This window comes from Micromonospora sp. U56 (assembly GCF_018070095.1).
In the GTDB taxonomy this organism is placed as follows: domain Bacteria; phylum Actinomycetota; class Actinomycetes; order Mycobacteriales; family Micromonosporaceae; genus Micromonospora; species Micromonospora purpureochromogenes.
On record NZ_JAGPYL010000083.1, the window covers coordinates 1 to 17,818 of the forward strand.

Below are 17,818 nucleotides of genomic sequence, written 5' to 3' on the forward strand. Positions count from 1 at the left end.
CGCCTGCCCACCGCCACCCGGCCGTGGGCGTGGCGCACTCCCGTCCCCCCGGAGTGGCCCGGACCGACCCCCGCTTGAAGAACTCTTCAAGTGCTAAAGTGTTCAAGGCGATGATGGTCAACCACGGGATGGGGGAGACGACGGGCGTGTCGGTGCCGCTGTATCAGGCGAAGGCGGAGTTGTTCCGCACCCTGGGGCACCCGGTGCGGATCCGGGTCCTCGAACTGCTCCAGGACGGCCCCAAGCCCGTCCGTGACCTGCTGGCGACCATCGACGTCGAGGCGTCCAACCTCTCCCAGCAGCTCGCCGTGCTACGCCGCGCCGGCCTGGCCACCTCCTACCGGGACGGCCCCCTGGTGATGTACGCGCTCAGCACTCCCGACGTGGCCGACCTGCTGGCCGCCGGGCGGCGCATTCTCGGGGCGGTCCTCACCGACCGCGACGCGCTCCTCGACGAGCTGCGCGCCGACGGGCGGGACCGGTGAGCAGGGCGGCGGGCCACCAACCACAACCGTCCGCCCGCCCGGAGGAGAGCGTCCGCGGACCGCGGGGCTCAGCGCGGGTACCAGGCTCAAACCGGCGGCAGGGCGTTCCCGGCCTGGTGAAACGGCGGGTGCTCGGGCTGCTTCCCGGCCGCGCCGACTGGGCCGCCGTCCGCCGCTCGCCGCGCCGGGACCTGCTCGCCGGGCTGACCGTGGCGGTGGTCGCGCTGCCCCTGGCCCTGGCCTTCGGGGTCACCTCCGGGCTGGGCGCGCAGGCCGGGCTGGTCACCGCCGTGGTGGCCGGCGCGGTGGCCGCCATCTTCGGCGGCTCGAACCTCCAGGTGTCCGGCCCGACCGGCGCGATGACGGTGGTGCTGGTGCCGGTGGTGCAGCAGTTCGGCCCGACCGGGGTGCTGATGGTCGGCGCGATGGCGGGACTGATCCTGGTCGCCCTGGCCCTCGCCCGCCTCGGCCGGTACGTCCGCTACCTGCCCGCCCCCGTGATCGAGGGCTTCACCGCCGGCATCGCGGTGGTCATCGCCCTGCAACAGGTGCCGGCCGCGCTCGGCGTGACCGACGCCGAGGGCGACCGGGTCTGGGCGGTGGCTGCCGACGCGGTCGTCCGGTTCGTCGTACACCCTCGGCCGGCGGCCGTTGCGGTGGCCCTGGGTGTCGCGGCGCTGATGCTGCTCGGCGCCCGGTGGCGGCCCGGGCTGCCGTTCTCGCTGCTCGGGGTGGCCGCCGCGACGGTGCTGGCCGAGACCACCCCGGTCGAGCTGGTTCGGATCGGCGCCCTGCCGCAGGGCCTGCCGGCGCCGTCGCTGGACTTCCTCGACCTCGGCGCGGCCAGTGTGCTGCTGCCCTCAGCGCTCGCGGTGGCCGCGCTCGCCGCGCTGGAGAGCCTGCTGTCGGCCACCGTGGCCGATGGGATGACCGTCAGCGAGCGGCACGACCCGGACCGGGAACTCTTCGGCCAGGGCCTGGCCAACCTCGCCTCCCCGCTCTTCGGTGGCATTCCCGCGACCGCCGCGATCGCCCGGACGGCGGTCAACGTCCGCGCCGGGGCGTCCTCGAAACTGGCGGCACTGACCCATGCCGTCGCGCTCGCGGTGATCGTGCTGGCCGCCGCGCCCCTGGTCGGCCGGATCCCCCTCGCCGCCCTGGCCGGCGTCCTGCTCGCCACGACCGTCCGGATGGTCGAGGCGGGTTCGCTCTGGGCGCTCGCGCGGGCCACCCGGGGCGACGCGCTGGTGCTCGTGCTCACCTTCGCCGTCACGGTCATCTGGGACCTGGTCACCGCCGTCGCGGTCGGCGTCGCCGTCGCGGTTGTCGTCGCGCTGCGCGCAGTGGCCCGCAGCGCGCGGCTGGAGCAGGTCCCGCTCGACGCCGGGGACCACAGCGCCGAGGAACACGCCCTGCTGGCCGAGCACATCGTCGCGTACCGGCTGGACGGGCCGCTCTTCTTCGCCGCCGCCCACACCTTCCTGCTGGAACTCTCCGACGTCGCGGACGTCCGGGTCGTGATCCTGCGGATGTCCCGGGTGTCGACCATCGACGCCACCGGCGCGCAGGTCCTCGGCGACGCGATCACCCGGTTGCGGGGGCGGGGAATCACCGTGTTGCTCTCCGGCATCACCCCCGGCCACGACCAGGTGCTGGCCACCCTCGGCGTCGCGGACCAGCTGCGCCGGGAGGGCCTGGTCTTCCCGGACACCCCGGCCGCCATTCGCCACGCCCGCCCCATCGCCCTCGGCGTGACGGCCGGGGCCACGCAGTGAGCGGGTAGCGGCGGCTCGGTACGACCTTCGCTCCGAGGACAGCCGACGCCAAGAGCTACTCGGGCACCCGCCGGTACGCGCCGTCGCTGGCCGACGTCGCCATCGAGGCGTACGCGCGCAGCGCCGCCGACACCGGCCGCTGCCGGTCGACCGGGGTGTACGGCCGCTCCCGCTTCTCCTCGGCCACCCGGCGCGCCTGGAGCACGTCGTCGGGCACGTTGAGCTCGATGGACCGGCCGGGGATGTCGATGACGATCTCGTCGCCCTCGGCGACCAGCGCGATCAGGCCGCCCGAGGCCGCCTCGGGGGAGACGTGCCCGATGGAGAGCCCGGAGGTGCCGCCGGAGAAGCGGCCGTCGGTCAGCAGCGCGCAGGCCCGGCCGAGCCCCCGGCCCTTGAGGAACGAGGTGGGGTAGAGCATCTCCTGCATGCCGGGGCCGCCCTTCGGGCCCTCGTAGCGGATCACCACGACGTCCCCGGCGACGACCTGCTTGGCCAGGATCGCCGAGACCGCGTCGTCCTGCGACTCGTAGACCTTCGCCGGACCGCGGAAGGTCAGGCACTCCTCGGGCACCCCGGCGGTCTTCACCACGCAGCCGTCCGGGGCGAGGTTGCCGTACAGGATGGCCAGCCCGCCGTCGGCCGAGTACGCGTGCTCCCGGTCCCGGACGCAGCCGCCGGCCGCGTCGGTGTCCAGGGACGACCAGCGGTTGCTGGTGGAGAACGGCTCGGTGGTGCGCACCCCGCCCGGGGCGGCGTGGAACAGCTCGACCGCCTCCGGTGTCGGCGAGCCGCCCCGCACGTCCCAGTCGGCCAGCCAGCGCTCCAGCGAGGGGGAGTGCACGGCGTGCACGTCCCGGTGGAGCAGGCCGGCCCGGTCCAGCTCGCCGAGGATGGCGGGGATGCCGCCGGCCCGGTGCACGTCCTCCATGTGGTACTGCGGTGAGTTCGGAGCGACCTTGGCCAGGCAGGGCACCCGGCGGGAGATCGCGTCGATGTCGGCCACCTGGAAGTCCAGCTCGGCCTCGCGGGCGGCGGCGAGCAGGTGCAGGATCGTGTTGGTCGACCCGCCCATCGCCACGTCCAGGGCGACCGCGTTCTCGAAGGCGGCCCGGCTGGCGACGGCGCGGGGCAGCACCGAGGCGTCGTCGCCGTCGTACCACCGCTTGGCGATCTCCACCGCGGTGCGGCCGGCCTCGACGAAGAGCGACCGGCGCGCGGCGTGGGTGGCCAGCGTCGAGCCGTTGCCGGGCAGCGCCAGGCCGATCGCCTCGGTGAGGCAGTTCATCGAGTTGGCGGTGAACATGCCGGAGCAGGAGCCGCAGGTCGGGCAGGCGGAGCGCTCGATCTCGCCGAGCTGGTCGTCGGTGACCGCCTCGTTGGACGAGGCGATCATGGCGTCGATCAGGTCGATCTTGGAGTGCACGATCCCCTCGATCGCCACCGTCTTGCCGGCCTCCATCGGCCCGCCGGAGACGAAGACGGTCGGGATGTTCAGCCGCAGCGCGGCCAGCAGCATCCCCGGGGTGATCTTGTCGCAGTTGGAGATGCAGACCAGGGCGTCCGCGCAGTGCGCGTTGACCATGTACTCGACCGCGTCGGCGATCAGCTCCCGACTGGGCAGCGAGTAGAGCATGCCGCCGTGGCCCATGGCGATGCCGTCGTCGACGGCGATGGTGTTGAACTCGCGACCCACCCCGCCGGCCTCGGCCACCGCGTCGGCGACCAGGCCGCCGAGGTCCTTCAGGTGTACGTGACCCGGGACGAACTGGGTGAAGCTGTTGGCGATGGCGACGATCGGCTTGCCGAAGTCGTCGTCGGTCATCCCGGTGGCCCGCCAGAGGGCCCGGGCGCCGGCCATCGTCCGACCGTGGGTGGAGGTCCTCGACCGCAGCTCAGGCATGGATACCAGTCTTGCACCGTCCCGGCGGTGGGCCCCGGCGGTCCGAGCGTGTCCCAACAGATGCACACCCGGTGCCCCGCGCGGGGCACGGATCCGGCACAGTTGAGGACGTGCGTTTCCCCCCGGGCATGGTCGCCGTCGCGCTCCCCAGCGCCCTGGTCGCCGTGACCGCCACCCTGCTGCTCGTCGGGTCGGTCCGGCGTCGCAGCGGCCCGGACCGCCGGCCGTACGCGCTGCTGGCCGCCGCCGGCGGGTTCGCCGTGGTCGGCCTGCTGGTCGGAATGGGCCTGGTGCTCGGTGACCCGCACCACGCGCCGCACCCGGCGCGACTCACCGGGTGGCCCGTCCTGATCTCCGTCGCGGTGACGCTGAGCGGCCTGGCCGCCGCCGCCGGGCTGCTCCGCCTGCCGGGGGCCGTGGTGTCCCGGCCGGCGACCGCGCGGCTGCTGCTGGACGCGCTGATCGTCGCGACGGCCCTCTGGTTCGTCGGCTGGGTGCTCTTCTCCGCGCCGACCCGGCTGCTCGGGTCGGCCACCCCGGTGGCCTGCCCGGCGATCCTGCTGGCCACGGTCAACGCCGCGCTGACCGTCGGGGTGACCCTGACCGTGCTGCTGCGTGCCGCTCCGCCCCGGGGCCGGTTCGGGCTGCTCGGCGTCGGCATCACCGGCGTCGCCGCCGGCGGGCTGGGCGTGGCCGGCGGGGTCTGCCAGGGCGGCCCGGGGATGACCCTGACCAGCGCCGCGCTGCTCGCCGTGGGCCTGCTGGCGGTCGCGCTGGCGGTGCACCGGGTGGAGGTGCCGGGGCAGGTCGACGTCGACCTGATCCGCCGGGACGGCGCGTACGCCTTCGTCCCGATGTTCGCGATGGCGGCCTCGGCGATGTACCACCTGGCCCAGGGTGGGCGCTTCGACGCGCTCGGCATCGTCGCCGGCAGCGTCGAGGGGTTCGCGCTGGTGGCCCGGCAGTACCTCACCCTCAACGACATGCGCGGGTACGCCGGCCGGCTGGCCGAGCGCGAGAAGCACTTCCGCGAGCTGGCCCACACCGACCCGCTGACCGGGCTGGCCAACCGGCGGGGCCTGCTGCGGGAGCTGCAGCGCTGCGCCGACGAGGGCGTCGGGTGCGTGCTGCTCGGGCTCGACCTGGACGGCTTCAAGAACGTCAACGACATGCGCGGCCACGACGTGGGCGACATGGTGCTGGCCGAGGTGGGCCGGCGGCTGCGGGGCAACCTGCGCCCCGGCGACCTGGCCGCCCGGCTCGGCGGCGACGAGTTCGCCGTGCTGATGCGCGGCCGGCCGGCCGACGCCGACGTGGTCGCCGACCGGCTGCTCGGGGTGCTCGGCCGGGCGTACGAGCAGCCGAACGGGCCGGTCTTCCTCTCGGTGAGCATCGGGCTGGCCGGGCAGTGCGGCGAGGCCGACTCGGTGGCCCTGCTGCGCCACGCCGACCTGGCCCTGCGGTACGCCAAGCAGCGTGGCAAGAACCGCATCGAGCGCTACGACGGCACGCACGACCAGCTCCTGCTGCGGCGGACCCGGCTGGAGCACGAGATGCGCGGCGCGATCGAGCGCGACGAGCTGCGGCTGGTCTTCCAGCCGGTCGCCTCGCTGCCCTCGGTCCGCCCGGTCGGCGCCGAGGCGCTGCTGCGCTGGCACCACCCGGAGCTGGGCAACGTCCGCCCCGACGAGTTCATCCCGCTCGCCGAGGAGTGCGGGATGATCGCCAAGCTGGGCGCCTGGGTGCTGCACCAGGCCTGCTGGCAGCTCTCCCGCTGGCTGGCCGACGGCCACGACGTCTGGGTCTCGGTCAACGTCTCCCCGCGGGAGCTGCACGCCCCGGAGTACGTCGTCCAGGTGGCCGAGGCGCTGCGCGCCCACCACGTGCCGCCGCAGCGGCTGGTGCTGGAGGTCACCGAGCACGCCGTCGCCACCGACCTCGACGAGCTGATCCGGCGGCTGACCGCGCTGCGGCGCACCGGCGTGCGGATCGCGCTGGACGACTTCGGCGCGGGTTACTCGTCCCTCGGCCAGTTGCGCCGGCTGCCGATCGACATCCTCAAGATCGACCACAGCCTGGTCGCCGAGCACGAGCCGGTCCGCCCGGTGGACACCGACGGGCCGGCCTTCGCCCCGATGGTCGACATCGTCATGCGCCTCGGGCACCAGCTCGGGCTGGAGGTGATCGCCGAGGGCGTCACCACGCCGACGGAGCTGGCGGCGGTGGTCGCCGCCGGCTGCCGGTTCGGCCAGGGCGCGCTCTTCGGCTGGGGCGTGCCGGCCGAGCACCTGGAGGCGATGCTGGACGCCGCCACCTCGCCCGGCGCCCGCCCGGGGCCGCTGCCGGCCACGCCGTTCGCCGCTCGCCGGCCGGTGCCGGCGCCGCGCGTCGGTGGGACGGGATCCGCGCAGGTCGGACCGGTCGCCAGCCCGTGACGGGAGACGGTGTCCCCCGTTCGTGAACCAACATGTGGGATCAGTTGACTCATCGCGTGAGATGCGTCAGGCTGGTCCACATGTCGTCGATCCCGTCGCAGCGAGTACTTACCTGAGCGCACTCTCCCTCACCGAGAGTGCGCTGGCCCCGTGCATCTGCACGAGGGCCGTTTTTATTGCCGTCGGACTCCACCGGGCGGGCCCCGCCCGCGTCGCACGTGTCGAAAGAGCCTCCACCCTCCAGCCGAAGGCCTGAACCGCCATGACGAGACCCACGCCAGAGACACTCGCCCACTCCGCCCGGCGGGCGCGCACGGCCACCGAGCCGGCCGGCGACGCCGACCACAGCCGCGCGCCGCGCGGGGCCGCCGCGGCCACCCCGGCCGTACGGCAGCCCGCCCCGGCCCAGGTCTCCGGGGCCGCCTCGCTCGTGCGGTCCCTCGAGGCGCTCGGCGTCGACGTCGTCTTCGGCATCCCCGGCGGGGCGATCCTGCCCGCGTACGACCCGCTCTACGACTCGACCGTGCGGCACATCCTGGTCCGCCACGAGCAGGGCGCCGGACACGCCGCCACCGGGTACGCGCAGGCCACCGGCCGGGTCGGCGTCTGCATCGCCACCTCCGGCCCGGGCGCGACCAACCTGGTCACCCCGATCGCCGACGCGTACATGGACTCGGTGCCGATGGTCGCGATCACCGGTCAGGTCGCGCGGCCCTCGATCGGCACGGACGCCTTCCAGGAGGCGGACATCCAGGGCATCACGCTGCCGATCACCAAGCACAACTTCCTGGTCCAGACCCCGGAGGAGATCCCGCAGGTGCTGGCCGAGGCCTTCCACCTGGCCTCCACCGGGCGGCCCGGGCCGGTGCTGGTCGACATCCCCAAGGACGTCCTCCAGGCACCGACCACCTTCGCCTGGCCGCCCACCCTGGACCTGCCCGGCTACCGGCCGACCCTGCACCCGCACGGCAAGCAGATCCGCGAGGCGGCCCGGCTGATGGCCATGGCCCGCCGCCCGGTGCTCTACGTCGGCGGCGGCGTGCTCAAGGCCGGCGCCACCGAGGGCCTGCGCAAGCTGGCCGAGCTGACCGGCATCCCGGTGGTCACCACGCTGATGGCGCTGGGCGCGTTCCCCGACTCGCACCGCCAGCACCTGGGCATGCCCGGCATGCACGGCACCGTCGCCGCGGTGTACGGCCTGCAGAAGTCTGACCTGATCGTGGCGCTGGGGGCCCGGTTCGACGACCGGGTCACCGGCCAGCTGGACTCGTTCGCCCCGGACGCCACGGTGGTGCACGCCGACATCGACCCGGCCGAGATCGGCAAGAACCGGCACGCGGACGTGCCGATCGTCGGTGACGCCAAGCACGTCATCGACGAGCTGATCGCCGCGGTCACCGCCGAGCGCAAGGCCGGCCACCGGTCCGACCTGGCCGACTGGTGGACCCAGCTGGACGACCTGCGCCAGCGTTACCCGCTGGGGTACGAGGAGCCGGCCGACGGCACCCTCGCCCCGCAGTACGTGATCAAGCGGCTGGGCGAGATCGCCGGCCCGGACGCGGTCTACGTGGCCGGCGTGGGCCAGCACCAGATGTGGGCCAGCCAGTTCATCTCGTACGAGAAGCCGGGCACCTGGCTCAACTCCGGCGGCCTCGGCACCATGGGGTACGCCGTGCCGGCGGCGATGGGCGCCAAGGTCGGTCGGCCGGACACGGTGGTCTGGGCGGTGGACGGCGACGGCTGCTTCCAGATGACCAACCAGGAGCTGGCCACCTGCGCGCTGGAGGGCATCCCGATCAAGGTCGCCGTGATCAACAATGGCAACCTCGGCATGGTCCGGCAGTGGCAGACCCTCTTCTACGGTGAGCGGTACTCCAACACCGAGCTGGGCACCCACAAGCACCGCATCCCGGACTTCGTCAAGCTCGCCGAGGCGCTCGGCTGCGTCGGCCTGCGTTGCGAGACCCCCGAGGACGTCGACAAGACGATCGAGGCGGCGATGGCGATCACCGACGCGCCCGTCGTGATCGACTTCGTGGTCGGCAAGGACGCGATGGTCTGGCCGATGGTGGCCGCCGGCACCAGCAACGACGAGATCATGTTCGCCCGTGGCGTCCGCCCGGCCTTCGACGAGGACGAGATCTAGGTCATGACCGAATGCACCGAGCGCAGCGAGGGCCATGAGGGCATGACGAAGGAGACACGATGACTCTGCACACCCTTTCGGTCCTGGTGGAGAACAAGCCGGGTGTCCTGGCCCGGGTCTCCGGCCTGTTCTCCCGGCGCGGGTTCAACATCGACAGCCTCGCCGTGGGCGAGACCGAGAACCCGGACGTCTCCCGGATCACCATCGTGGTCAACGCCGAGTCGTCCCCGTTGGAGCAGGTGACCAAGCAGCTCAACAAGCTGGTCAACGTACTGAAGATCGTGGAGCTGGACCCGCAGGTCTCGGTGGCCCGGGAACTGCTGCTGGTCAAGGTCCGCGCGGACCGCAACGCCCGGGCGCAGGTGCTGGAGACGGTCAACCTGTTCCGGGCCCGGGTGGTCGACGTCGCGCCGGACACGCTGACCATCGAGGCCACCGGCACCCCCGACAAGCTGGACGCGCTGCTGCGCGACCTCGAACCGTTCGGCATCAAGGAGATGGTCCAGTCCGGCACGGTGGCGATCGGGCGCGGCTCGCGCTCCATCACCGCCGGGCCCGCGCTGCGCGCCGCCTGATCTGACCTCGCCGGCGCTCCGCGCCGCCCGAACCACCGCACATGTCCACGACGGGCCGCTCGGACCGCCGTACGAAAGGGAAGTCAATGAGCGTTGAGGTGTACTACGACGACGACGCCGACCTGGGCCTGATCCAGGGTCGTAAGGTCGCGGTGATCGGGTACGGCAGCCAGGGTCACGCCCACGCGCTGTCGCTGCGGGACTCCGGCGTCGACGTGGTGATCGGCCTGCCGGCGGGTTCGAAGAGCCGGCCGAAGGCCGAGGAGCAGGGCCTGCGGGTGCTCACGCCGGCCGAGGCGGCCGCCGAGGCCGACGTCATCATGATCCTGGCGCCGGACACCGCGCAGCGCGGCCTGTACGCCGAGGCGATCGCCCCCAACCTCGCCCCCGGCAAGGCGCTCTTCTTCGGCCACGGCTTCAACATCCGGTACGACCTGATCAAGCCGCCGGCCGACGTGGACGTGGCGATGGTCGCCCCGAAGGGCCCCGGTCACCTGGTCCGCCGCCAGTACGTCGACGGCAAGGGCGTGCCCTGCCTGGTCGCCGTCGAGCAGGACGCCAGCGGCACCGCGTTCCAGCTCGCCCTGTCGTACGCCAAGGGCATCGGCGGCACCCGGGCCGGCGCGATCCGGACCACCTTCACCGAGGAGACCGAGACCGACCTCTTCGGCGAGCAGGCGGTGCTCTGCGGCGGCGCGGCGGCGCTGGTGCAGACCGGGTTCGAGGTGCTCACCGAGGCCGGCTACGCCCCCGAGGTGGCCTACTTCGAGTGCCTGCACGAGCTGAAGCTGATCGTCGACCTGATGTACGAGGGCGGCATCGCCCGGATGCGCTACAGCGTCTCCGACACCGCCGAGTACGGCGACCTCTCCCGTGGCCCCCGGGTCATCGACTCCCGGGTCAAGGAGGAGATGCGCAAGATCCTCGGTGAGATCCAGTCCGGCGAGTTCGCCCGCGAGTGGGTGGCCGAGGACGAGGCCGGTCGGCCGAACTTCGCCAAGTGGCGGGCCGAGGGCGCGGCCCACCCGATCGAGGAGACCGGCCAGAAGCTGCGCGCGATGATGAGCTGGGTCGACCGGCCCATCACCGAGACCGCCTGACCCGCGGCCCCGCCCCGGCGGGGCCGCCGCGACGCGGCCCGCGACCCGACGCTCTCCCCGGCGTCGGGTCGCGGGCCGCGATGGTTCGCGACCTCGCGCCGAGGGAAGGAACCGCGTCGCCGTCGAGCCGGCGTGTCGCCGCGGACACTCCGGTGCCCCGTCGAGCCGTATGCCGCACAGTCATTTTCATGCCGCCGAGGCATGTCGCTCACCGTATGTCCCGCGTCGGTGTCCGTCACGCTGCGTGCGGGCTCAAACGGAGGGCCGGTCCGTGGACCCACCCGGCGCAGGTGGGCCGGAGCGCACGCGCCGGGCGGTGGCGCTCGGCCGGCTGCCCACGTGCTGGGACCGGGTGACCAACGCCTCGGCCGGCGGCGGGCCGAACCGGAGCGGCGCCCGCCTGGCCAGCCGGCGCAGCAGGGCGATGCGGACGGTGGGGGACACGGCCGGTTCCCTCCCCGGGAAGGTGCTGCGCTCCGTTGTGCCCGGGCCGCGCCACCGGGTGCGCCGGGTGAACGCGGGATGACGAGCGTGCGACGACCCTGTGTGAGGGCCCTCACCCCGCCGTCCGGGACACGTCGGGCATCGGGCCACCTACGATCCCTGGTAGGTGCGTAGCCGGCACCTACCCGGCCATGGCACGGATCAGCGCAGGGCGCAGCGCGGCGTCCCGACGCCCCGGGCCGACCGCATACGACGTCTACGAGGACCGATGAATCCTGTCGTACTGATCGCCGAAGAACTCGCCCCCGCCGCCATCGAGGTGCTCGCCCACGACTTCGACGTACGCCACGTCGACGGCACCGATCGCCCGGCCCTGCTCTCCGCGCTCTCCGAGGCCGACGCGGTGATCGTGCGCAGCGCCACCCAGATCGACGCCGAGGCGATCGCGGCCGCGCCGCGGCTCAAGGTGGTCGCCCGGGCCGGCGTCGGGCTGGACAACGTCGAGGTGCCGGCCGCCACCGCGCGGGGCGTCATGGTCGTCAACGCTCCCACCTCCAACATCGTCTCCGCCGCCGAGCAGGCCGTCGCGCTGCTGCTCGCCGTCGCGCGCAACACCGCCGCGGCCAGCGCCGCGCTCAAGGCGGGGGAGTGGAAGCGGTCGAAGTACACCGGCGTCGAGCTGCAGGGCAAGACCGTCGGCGTGGTCGGCCTGGGCCGCATCGGCGTGCTCTTCGCCCAGCGCATCGCCGCCTTCGGCACCCGGCTCATCGCGTACGACCCCTACATCCAGCCGGCCCGGGCCGCCCAGCTCGGCGTCCGCCTGGTCGGCCTGGAGGAGCTGCTGCGGGAGAGCGACTTCATCTCCATCCACCTGCCGAAGACCCCGGAGACCGTGGGCCTGATCGGTGAGAAGGAGCTGGCGGTCGTCAAGCCCGGCGTCCGGATCGTCAACGCCGCCCGCGGCGGACTGGTCGACGAGCAGGCCCTGGCCGACGCGATCGCCGAGGGCCGGGTCGCCGGCGCCGGCGTCGACGTGTACGCCAAGGAGCCCTGCACCTCCTCGCCGCTGTTCGCCTTCGACAACGTGGTGGCCACCCCGCACCTGGGCGCCTCCACCCACGAGGCGCAGGACAAGGCCGGGCTGGCCGTGGCGAAGAGCGTCAAGCTGGCGTTGCAGGGCGAGTTCGTGCCGGACGCGGTCAACGTGCAGGCCGGCGGCGTGGTCGCCGAGGACGTCCGCCCGCTGCTGCCGCTGGCCGAGAAGCTGGGCCGGGCCTTCACCGCCGTCGCCGGCGGGGTGGCCGCCAACGTCACCGTCGAGGTGCGCGGCGAGATCGTCAGCCACGACGTGTCGGTCCTCAAGCTCGCCGCCACCAAGGGGCTGTTCAGCTCGGTGGTGGAGGAGCAGGTCACCTACGTCAACGCGCCGCACCTGGCCGCCGAGCGCGGTGTCGAGGTGACCCTCGCGACGCAGGCCGAGACGATCGACCACCCCAACCTGGTCACCGTCCGCGGCGCGCTGCCCGACGGCCGTACGGTCAGCGTCTCCGGCACCGTCACCAACACCGGCACCCGTGACGTCATCAAGCTGACCGAGGTGGACGGTTTCGACGTGGAGATCGGCGCGGAGGGCATCCTGCTCTTCCTGCGCTACGTCGACCGGCCCGGCGTGGTCGGCACCGTCGGCACCCTGCTCGGCGAGGCCGGCGTCAACATCGCCGCCATGCAGGTGGCCCGTCGGGAGGCCGGCGGCGAGACGCTGATGACCCTCACCGTCGACCAGGCGCTCGGGGCGGACCTGCTCACCTCGGCGGCCGACTCGATCGGCGCGACCTCGGCCAGCGCCGCCGACCTGCGCGACGAGTAGTACCGGTAGGCACGACGCAGGGGGGCCCGGCCGTCTCGGCCGGGCCCCTCGCCGTACGGCGGGTCAGCCCGCGACGCGGGACGGCGGCGGATAGACCGAGCCGTCCTGGGCGTCGAAGAGCATCAGGTCGTGCTGGCCGGCCAGCCGCTCGATGTCGAGCAGCACCTGGTCCGCGCAGGTCGGCACGAGGTTCAGCTCGACGTGGTCGTTGGCCGCGTGCAGCGGTACCACCTCCCACGGCGTACCCGGTACGACCCGCCGGTCCGGGTAGCTGGCGGTGATGGCCCGGTAGAAGGCGACGACCCGCGGGTCGGGGTGCAGGTCATCGTGGCGTCCCTCGCGGCACCGCCGCACCGCCGCCCGGACGTCCTCCGGTGTGGCCCCGGCAGGCAGGGCCCACACGCTCAGATCGAAACTCACGGCGGACAGCGTGCCATCCGCCGTTCACCTTGATGCAGCGGACCCGCCGACGAGCGACTCCGAGGTGACGTGAGGTCCGTCCGAGACGGTCCGCTGTGGAGACTCTTGCGTCGAGTTGCGTCGATTCGCTAGCGTACCGGTGCGGTCGCCGGCCGAGTGGAGCGCTCGGCCCGTCTTCGGGTGACGAGGTCAGGCGTTCCGGCCGACCGGTCCGCACCCCTCGATTGCGCGAGCCACGCGCACTCGTCGCTGACCGGCCCCCACGGTCGTTGCCGAGACCGTGGGGGCCGATCGCGGGCCCGCCGGCCGCGCCACCGAAGTGGACGCCCTCCACCGGTCGGCCGACGTGCCCCCGCCGCGCTCAGCGACGCCGGTGGGCGAAGAGCGCCTGATATCCCGAGCCGTTGCGGAACCAGGCCAGCCCGGGCGGGCCGGCCGCGTACAGCGCGGTGGCGTAGGCGTCCGCCACCGCCAGGTCGGGCCCGACGACGGTGGCGGCGACCAGTTGGTCGGCGGGTTCGCCGGTGTGCGGGTCGACCACGTGGTCCCGGCGGCCCGTCACGCCGGAGGTGCCCACCGCGCCGGCCGTCATCTCCAGCACCAGCGGCGGGCGACGCCCGTCGGTCGGGTGGTGCACCGCGACCCGCCAGGGCCCGCCGTGCGCGGCGTGCCCCCGGACGGTGAGGTCCGCGCCGGAGAGCACAGCGTAGTCGTGGATGCCGGCGGCGCGCAGCCGGGCCGCCGCCCGCTCCACCGCCCAGCCGTTGAGCAGGCCGCCCGGATCGAAACCACCGGGTACGGCCCAGGCGTCGAACCAGCCGTCGGTGGCGGCGCGCATCGCCGCGCAGCGGTCCACCAGGTCCGCCAGCGGCGGGTACGACTCGGGCGCGATCTCGCCGCGGCGCAGCCGGGAGACCAGGCTGTCCGGCCGGCCGGGGCCGTAGGTGAGGTCGACGGCGCGCAGTTCGGCGACGGCGTCGCGCAGCGCGTCCCCGACGAGCCGGCGCCCGACGTGCTCGGGGGCGTTGAGCAGGAGCGAGTACTCGGCGGTGCTGGTGCTTACGGTGTGCCGGACGGCGATCCGGTCGACGGCGTCCTCGCCGGTGCGGTCGACCCGGTGGCTGGTGGTACCGAGCCGCAGGTCCGGCCGGCGCCGGCCGAACGCCGCCTGATCCACCCACCGGGTGCGGGGCTGCTCGTTCGTCCCGCCCGGTCGGTACCGCTGGTCGATCCGCATGACACCGCTCCTTCGCCGACGGCACCGCGGCACCGCGGCGAATCCCGTCACGGGCCCCCGTGACCCGTTCGTCATCGACCATAGGCAGCGGACATGACCGCACCATGAATGTCACCTGGGAGCCTCCTGAGCATCCGTATGTCCCGAATGTTGGAAGATGCGTACCGGGAGGCGGGACGGCGACGTACCGTGCACGAGAACGACGAGGTGAGGAGCGCCAGGTGGCACGGATCGCGGTGGTGGCCGGGGACGGTATCGGACCCGAGGTGGTCGCGCAGGCCCTCAAGGTCCTCGACGCCGTGCACCCCGGGATCGAGACCATCCGCTACGACCTCGGCGCGGCGCGGTACCACCGCACCGGCGAGGTGCTGCCCGACGCGGTGCTGACCGAGCTGGCCGATCACGACGCCATCCTGCTCGGCGCCGTCGGGGACCCCTCGGTCCCGCCGGGCGTGCTGGAGCGCGGCCTGCTGCTCAAGCTCCGCTTCGCCTTCGACCAGTACGTCAACCTGCGCCCGTCGCGGCTCTGGCCCGGCGTGCCGGGCCCGCTGGCCAACGTCAAGCCCGGCGAGGTCGACCTGGTGGTCGTCCGGGAGGGCACCGAGGGGCTCTACGCGGGCGCCGGCGGCGTGCTGCACCGGGACACCCCGGCCGAGGTGGCCACCGAGGAGAGCCTGAACACCCGGCACGGGGTCGAGCGGGTCGTCCGGGACGCCTTCGCCCGGGCCGCCCGGCGCGAGCGCCGCAAGGTGACCCTGGTGCACAAGACCAACGTGCTGACCCACGCCGGTTCACTGTGGGCGCGCGCCTTCGCGGCGGTGGCCGCCGAGCACCCGGACGTGACCACCGAGTACCAGCACGTCGACGCCGCCGCGATGTTCCTGGTTACCCAGCCCCAGCGCTACGACGTGGTGGTCACCGACAACCTCTTCGGCGACATCCTCACCGACATCGCCGCCGCCGTCACCGGCGGGATCGGGCTCGCCGCCAGCGGCAGCATCAACCCCGACGGGACGTACCCGTCGATGTTCGAGCCGGTACACGGCTCGGCGCCGGACATCGCCGGCAAGGGGCTCGCCGACCCGGTGGCCGCGGTGCTCTCCGCCGCGCTCCTGCTCGACCAGCTCGGCGACGCCGACGCCGCCGCGCGGGTGACCGCCGCGGTCGCCGTGGAGCTGGCCAACCGCACCCCGGGCGTACCGCTGCGCACCGCGGAGGTCGGCGACCGGCTCGCCGCCCACGCCGTGGCCTGACCGGCCGCCCGCACGCTCGACCGGTCCGCCTCCCGGGTCCGCCGCACCCGGGGCCGGGCCTTTCCGGCCCCACCGTCGTCGCTGCTCCGCAGGCCCCCGCGGCGCCCCATCCGGGGCGTTCGATCCGCCGGGGCGGAGCTATCCGCTGAACGACCGTTCGGGGTAAGTTTCTGGCACCAGTGATTCGGTGTGCGGTCCCGCACGCCGTCGACCCGCAGGGAGGTCAGCGCGATGAGCGGTGGTGACAAGCTCGATTTCGAGATCCGTCCGAATTCCGCACCGGTATCCGCCGCCGACCGGGCCGCCCTGCTGGCCAACCCGGGCTTCGGCCGGGTCTTCACCGACCACATGGTCACCATCCGCTACGCCGAGGGCAAGGGCTGGTACGACGCCCGGGTCGAGGCGCGCGCGCCGATCCCGATGGACCCGGCCAGCGCCGTGCTGCACTACGCACAGGAGATCTTCGAGGGGCTCAAGGCGTACCGGACGGCGGACGGGGCGGTCACCATGTTCCGGCCCGAGGCCAACGCCAACCGGTTCATCGCCTCCGCCCAGCGGCTGGCCATGCCGGAGCTGCCGGCGGAGACGTTCGTCGAGTCGCTGCGCCGGCTGGTCGAGATCGACCGGGAGTGGATCCCGGACGGGCCGGACGCCAGCCTCTACCTGCGGCCCTTCATGTTCGCCAGCGAGGTCTTCCTCGGCGTCCGCCCGGCCAACGAGTACCTCTACTGCGTGATCGCCTCGCCGGCCGGGGCGTACTTCGCCGGCGGGGTCAAGCCGGTCACCGTCTGGGTCTCCCCGGACTACACCCGCGCGGCGCCCGGTGGCACCGGTGCGGCGAAGTGCGGTGGCAACTACGCCGCCTCGCTGGCAGCCCAGGCCGAGGCGATCGGGGCCGGCTGCGACCAGGTGGTCTTCCTCGACGCGGTGGAGCGCCGGTTCGTCGACGAGCTGGGCGGCATGAACGTCTTCTTCGTCTACGACGACAACACCCTGGTCACCCCGCCGCTGACCGGCACGATCCTGCCCGGCATCACCCGCGACGCGGTGCTCACCCTGGCCGCCGCGGCCGGGCACCGGGTCGAGGAGCGACCGGTCAGCTTCGCCGACTGGCAGGCGGACGCCGCCAGCGGCCGGCTGCGTGAGGTCTTCGCCTGCGGCACCGCCGCGGTGATCACCCCGATCGGCCGGGTGCGCTTCCCCGACGGGGAGTTCCTCATCGGCGGGGGCGAGCCGGGCCGGTCGACCATGGCGCTGCGGGAGCAGCTGGTGTCGATCCAGCGCGGCGAGGCCGAGGACCCGCACGGCTGGGTGCAGCGCGTCCTCTGACCACTCGTGCCGACCGCCGGCCCGCCGCCGTGCTGCGGCGCGGCCGGCGGTCGGTCAATCGGGGCCGGCCGGGGCGGGACGCCGGCTAGTCGAGCAGGTGGTCGCGAAGGGCGGCGAGCTGGTCGTCGGTCACTCCGGCGTGGCGCAGGTAGCCCTCCACCGAGCCGTGCCCCTGCCGCAGTTCGGTCAGGAAGAGCGCCATCGCCTCGGCCGGCGAGGCCAGGAACGGCGGGGGCGGTTCCTCGGTGTGCGGGGCGGTGGCCGCCAGCCAGGCGCTGAACCGGGCCGACGCCTCGCTGCTCAGCGCGTAGTCCTCGGCGATGTCGGCGTCGCTCACGCCGAGCACCGAGAGGGTGAGCGCGCAGACGATACCGGTACGGTCCTTGCCGGCCACGCAGTGCACGACCACCGGTGCGGTGGCGCTGTCGGCGATCAGCCCGACCGCCTCGGCCAGCCCGGCGGTGCCGGTCTGGGCGAGGTCGGCGTACCGGTCGGCGAGGTAGCGGGCCAGGCTGGCCCCCGGCTCATACCGGCGCTGCGCCCAGTCCGCGTGCTCCGGGTGGATGTGCCGGTAGGTGAGGCCGTCGTAGGCCGGTACCCGGCCGTCCCGCGCCACCTCGGTGGGACGACGCAGGTCGATGACGGTGCGGATGCCGAGCGCGGTGAACGCGGCCCGGTCGGTTTCGTCGATCCGGTGCAGCGAGTCGGAGCGGTAGAGCCGGCGGTGCCGGACGGTCCGCCCGTCCCGGTTGCGGTAGCCGCCGACGTCACGGAAGTTGAACAGCGTGGGGAAGGGAGTCTCCGGGGCGTCCACCCCTGACACGGTAACGGCCGGCGGGGCCACGATGT

At 73.6% G+C, this 17,818-nt stretch carries 14 protein-coding genes; 10 read left to right on the forward strand and 4 right to left on the reverse strand.

All coding sequences use genetic code 11. The features are described 5' to 3' along the window. The first annotated feature begins 146 nt into the window (after positions 1 to 146). Positions 147 to 485: a helix-turn-helix transcriptional regulator gene (locus KBX37_RS23905; RefSeq protein ID WP_210778178.1), complete on the forward strand. Its 339-nt coding sequence runs from the start codon at positions 147 to 149 to the stop codon at positions 483 to 485. Positions 486 to 601: 116 nt separating this feature from the next. Continuing rightward, positions 602 to 2,260 (forward strand): SulP family inorganic anion transporter, encoded by a 1,659-nt coding sequence (locus tag KBX37_RS23910; protein WP_210778152.1) that lies wholly within the window; start codon positions 602 to 604, stop codon positions 2,258 to 2,260. Between the two features lie 55 nt (positions 2,261 to 2,315). On the opposite strand, the gene ilvD is transcribed toward KBX37_RS23910, so the two are convergent. Then, complete coding sequence (gene ilvD, locus KBX37_RS23915) at positions 2,316 to 4,163, reverse strand: dihydroxy-acid dehydratase (RefSeq protein ID WP_210778153.1); 1,848 nt, start codon at positions 4,161 to 4,163, stop codon at positions 2,316 to 2,318. Between the two features lie 110 nt (positions 4,164 to 4,273). On the opposite strand from ilvD, the gene KBX37_RS23920 reads away from it, so the two are divergent. The 6 genes from KBX37_RS23920 to serA all read left to right on the forward strand — a co-directional run bounded on the left by KBX37_RS23920 (position 4,274) and on the right by serA (position 12,730). Further along, a complete protein-coding gene (locus tag KBX37_RS23920) occupies positions 4,274 to 6,598 on the forward strand; it encodes a bifunctional diguanylate cyclase/phosphodiesterase (RefSeq protein WP_210778154.1) in 2,325 nt (774 codons plus the stop codon). Between the two features lie 262 nt (positions 6,599 to 6,860). Next, the gene (locus tag KBX37_RS23925; RefSeq protein WP_210778155.1) at positions 6,861 to 8,744 is read left to right on the forward strand and encodes an acetolactate synthase large subunit; all 1,884 of its coding nucleotides are present in this window, start codon (positions 6,861 to 6,863) and stop codon (positions 8,742 to 8,744) included. A gap of 59 nt (positions 8,745 to 8,803) precedes the next feature. Next, positions 8,804 to 9,319, forward strand: coding sequence for an acetolactate synthase small subunit (ilvN, locus tag KBX37_RS23930; RefSeq protein WP_088963577.1), 516 nt, complete (start codon positions 8,804 to 8,806; stop codon positions 9,317 to 9,319). Positions 9,320 to 9,405: 86 nt separating this feature from the next. Beyond that, entirely contained in the window at positions 9,406 to 10,419 is a 1,014-nt protein-coding gene (ilvC, locus tag KBX37_RS23935) for a ketol-acid reductoisomerase (protein ID WP_210778156.1), read from the forward strand. A gap of 271 nt (positions 10,420 to 10,690) precedes the next feature. Continuing rightward, positions 10,691 to 10,945, forward strand: coding sequence for a hypothetical protein (locus KBX37_RS23940; RefSeq protein WP_210778157.1), 255 nt, complete (start codon positions 10,691 to 10,693; stop codon positions 10,943 to 10,945). Positions 10,946 to 11,131: 186 nt separating this feature from the next. Next, a complete protein-coding gene (gene serA / locus KBX37_RS23945) occupies positions 11,132 to 12,730 on the forward strand; it encodes a phosphoglycerate dehydrogenase (RefSeq protein WP_210778158.1) in 1,599 nt (532 codons plus the stop codon). A 63-nt stretch (positions 12,731 to 12,793) separates the two neighbouring features. On the opposite strand, the gene KBX37_RS23950 is transcribed toward serA, so the two are convergent. Together KBX37_RS23950 and KBX37_RS23955 are read right to left on the reverse strand one after the other, a co-directional pair. Further along, complete coding sequence (locus tag KBX37_RS23950) at positions 12,794 to 13,150, reverse strand: hypothetical protein (RefSeq protein ID WP_210778159.1); 357 nt, start codon at positions 13,148 to 13,150, stop codon at positions 12,794 to 12,796. 361 nt (positions 13,151 to 13,511) lie between these two features. Next, positions 13,512 to 14,387 (reverse strand): FAD:protein FMN transferase, encoded by an 876-nt coding sequence (locus KBX37_RS23955; RefSeq protein ID WP_210778160.1) that lies wholly within the window; start codon positions 14,385 to 14,387, stop codon positions 13,512 to 13,514. Between the two features lie 221 nt (positions 14,388 to 14,608). Here KBX37_RS23955 and KBX37_RS23960 point away from each other — a divergent pair, with 221 nt between their 5' ends. After that, positions 14,609 to 15,640, forward strand: a complete 1,032-nt coding sequence (locus KBX37_RS23960; protein WP_210778161.1) for a 3-isopropylmalate dehydrogenase — start codon at positions 14,609 to 14,611, stop codon at positions 15,638 to 15,640. A 231-nt stretch (positions 15,641 to 15,871) separates the two neighbouring features. Next, positions 15,872 to 16,969: a branched-chain amino acid aminotransferase gene (locus tag KBX37_RS23965; RefSeq protein ID WP_210778162.1), complete on the forward strand. Its 1,098-nt coding sequence runs from the start codon at positions 15,872 to 15,874 to the stop codon at positions 16,967 to 16,969. 85 nt (positions 16,970 to 17,054) lie between these two features. Here the strand turns inward: KBX37_RS23965 and KBX37_RS23970 are convergent, their stop codons facing one another. Next, a complete protein-coding gene (locus KBX37_RS23970; RefSeq protein WP_210778163.1) occupies positions 17,055 to 17,783 on the reverse strand; it encodes a tyrosine-protein phosphatase in 729 nt (242 codons plus the stop codon). Positions 17,784 to 17,818 lie beyond the last annotated feature (35 nt).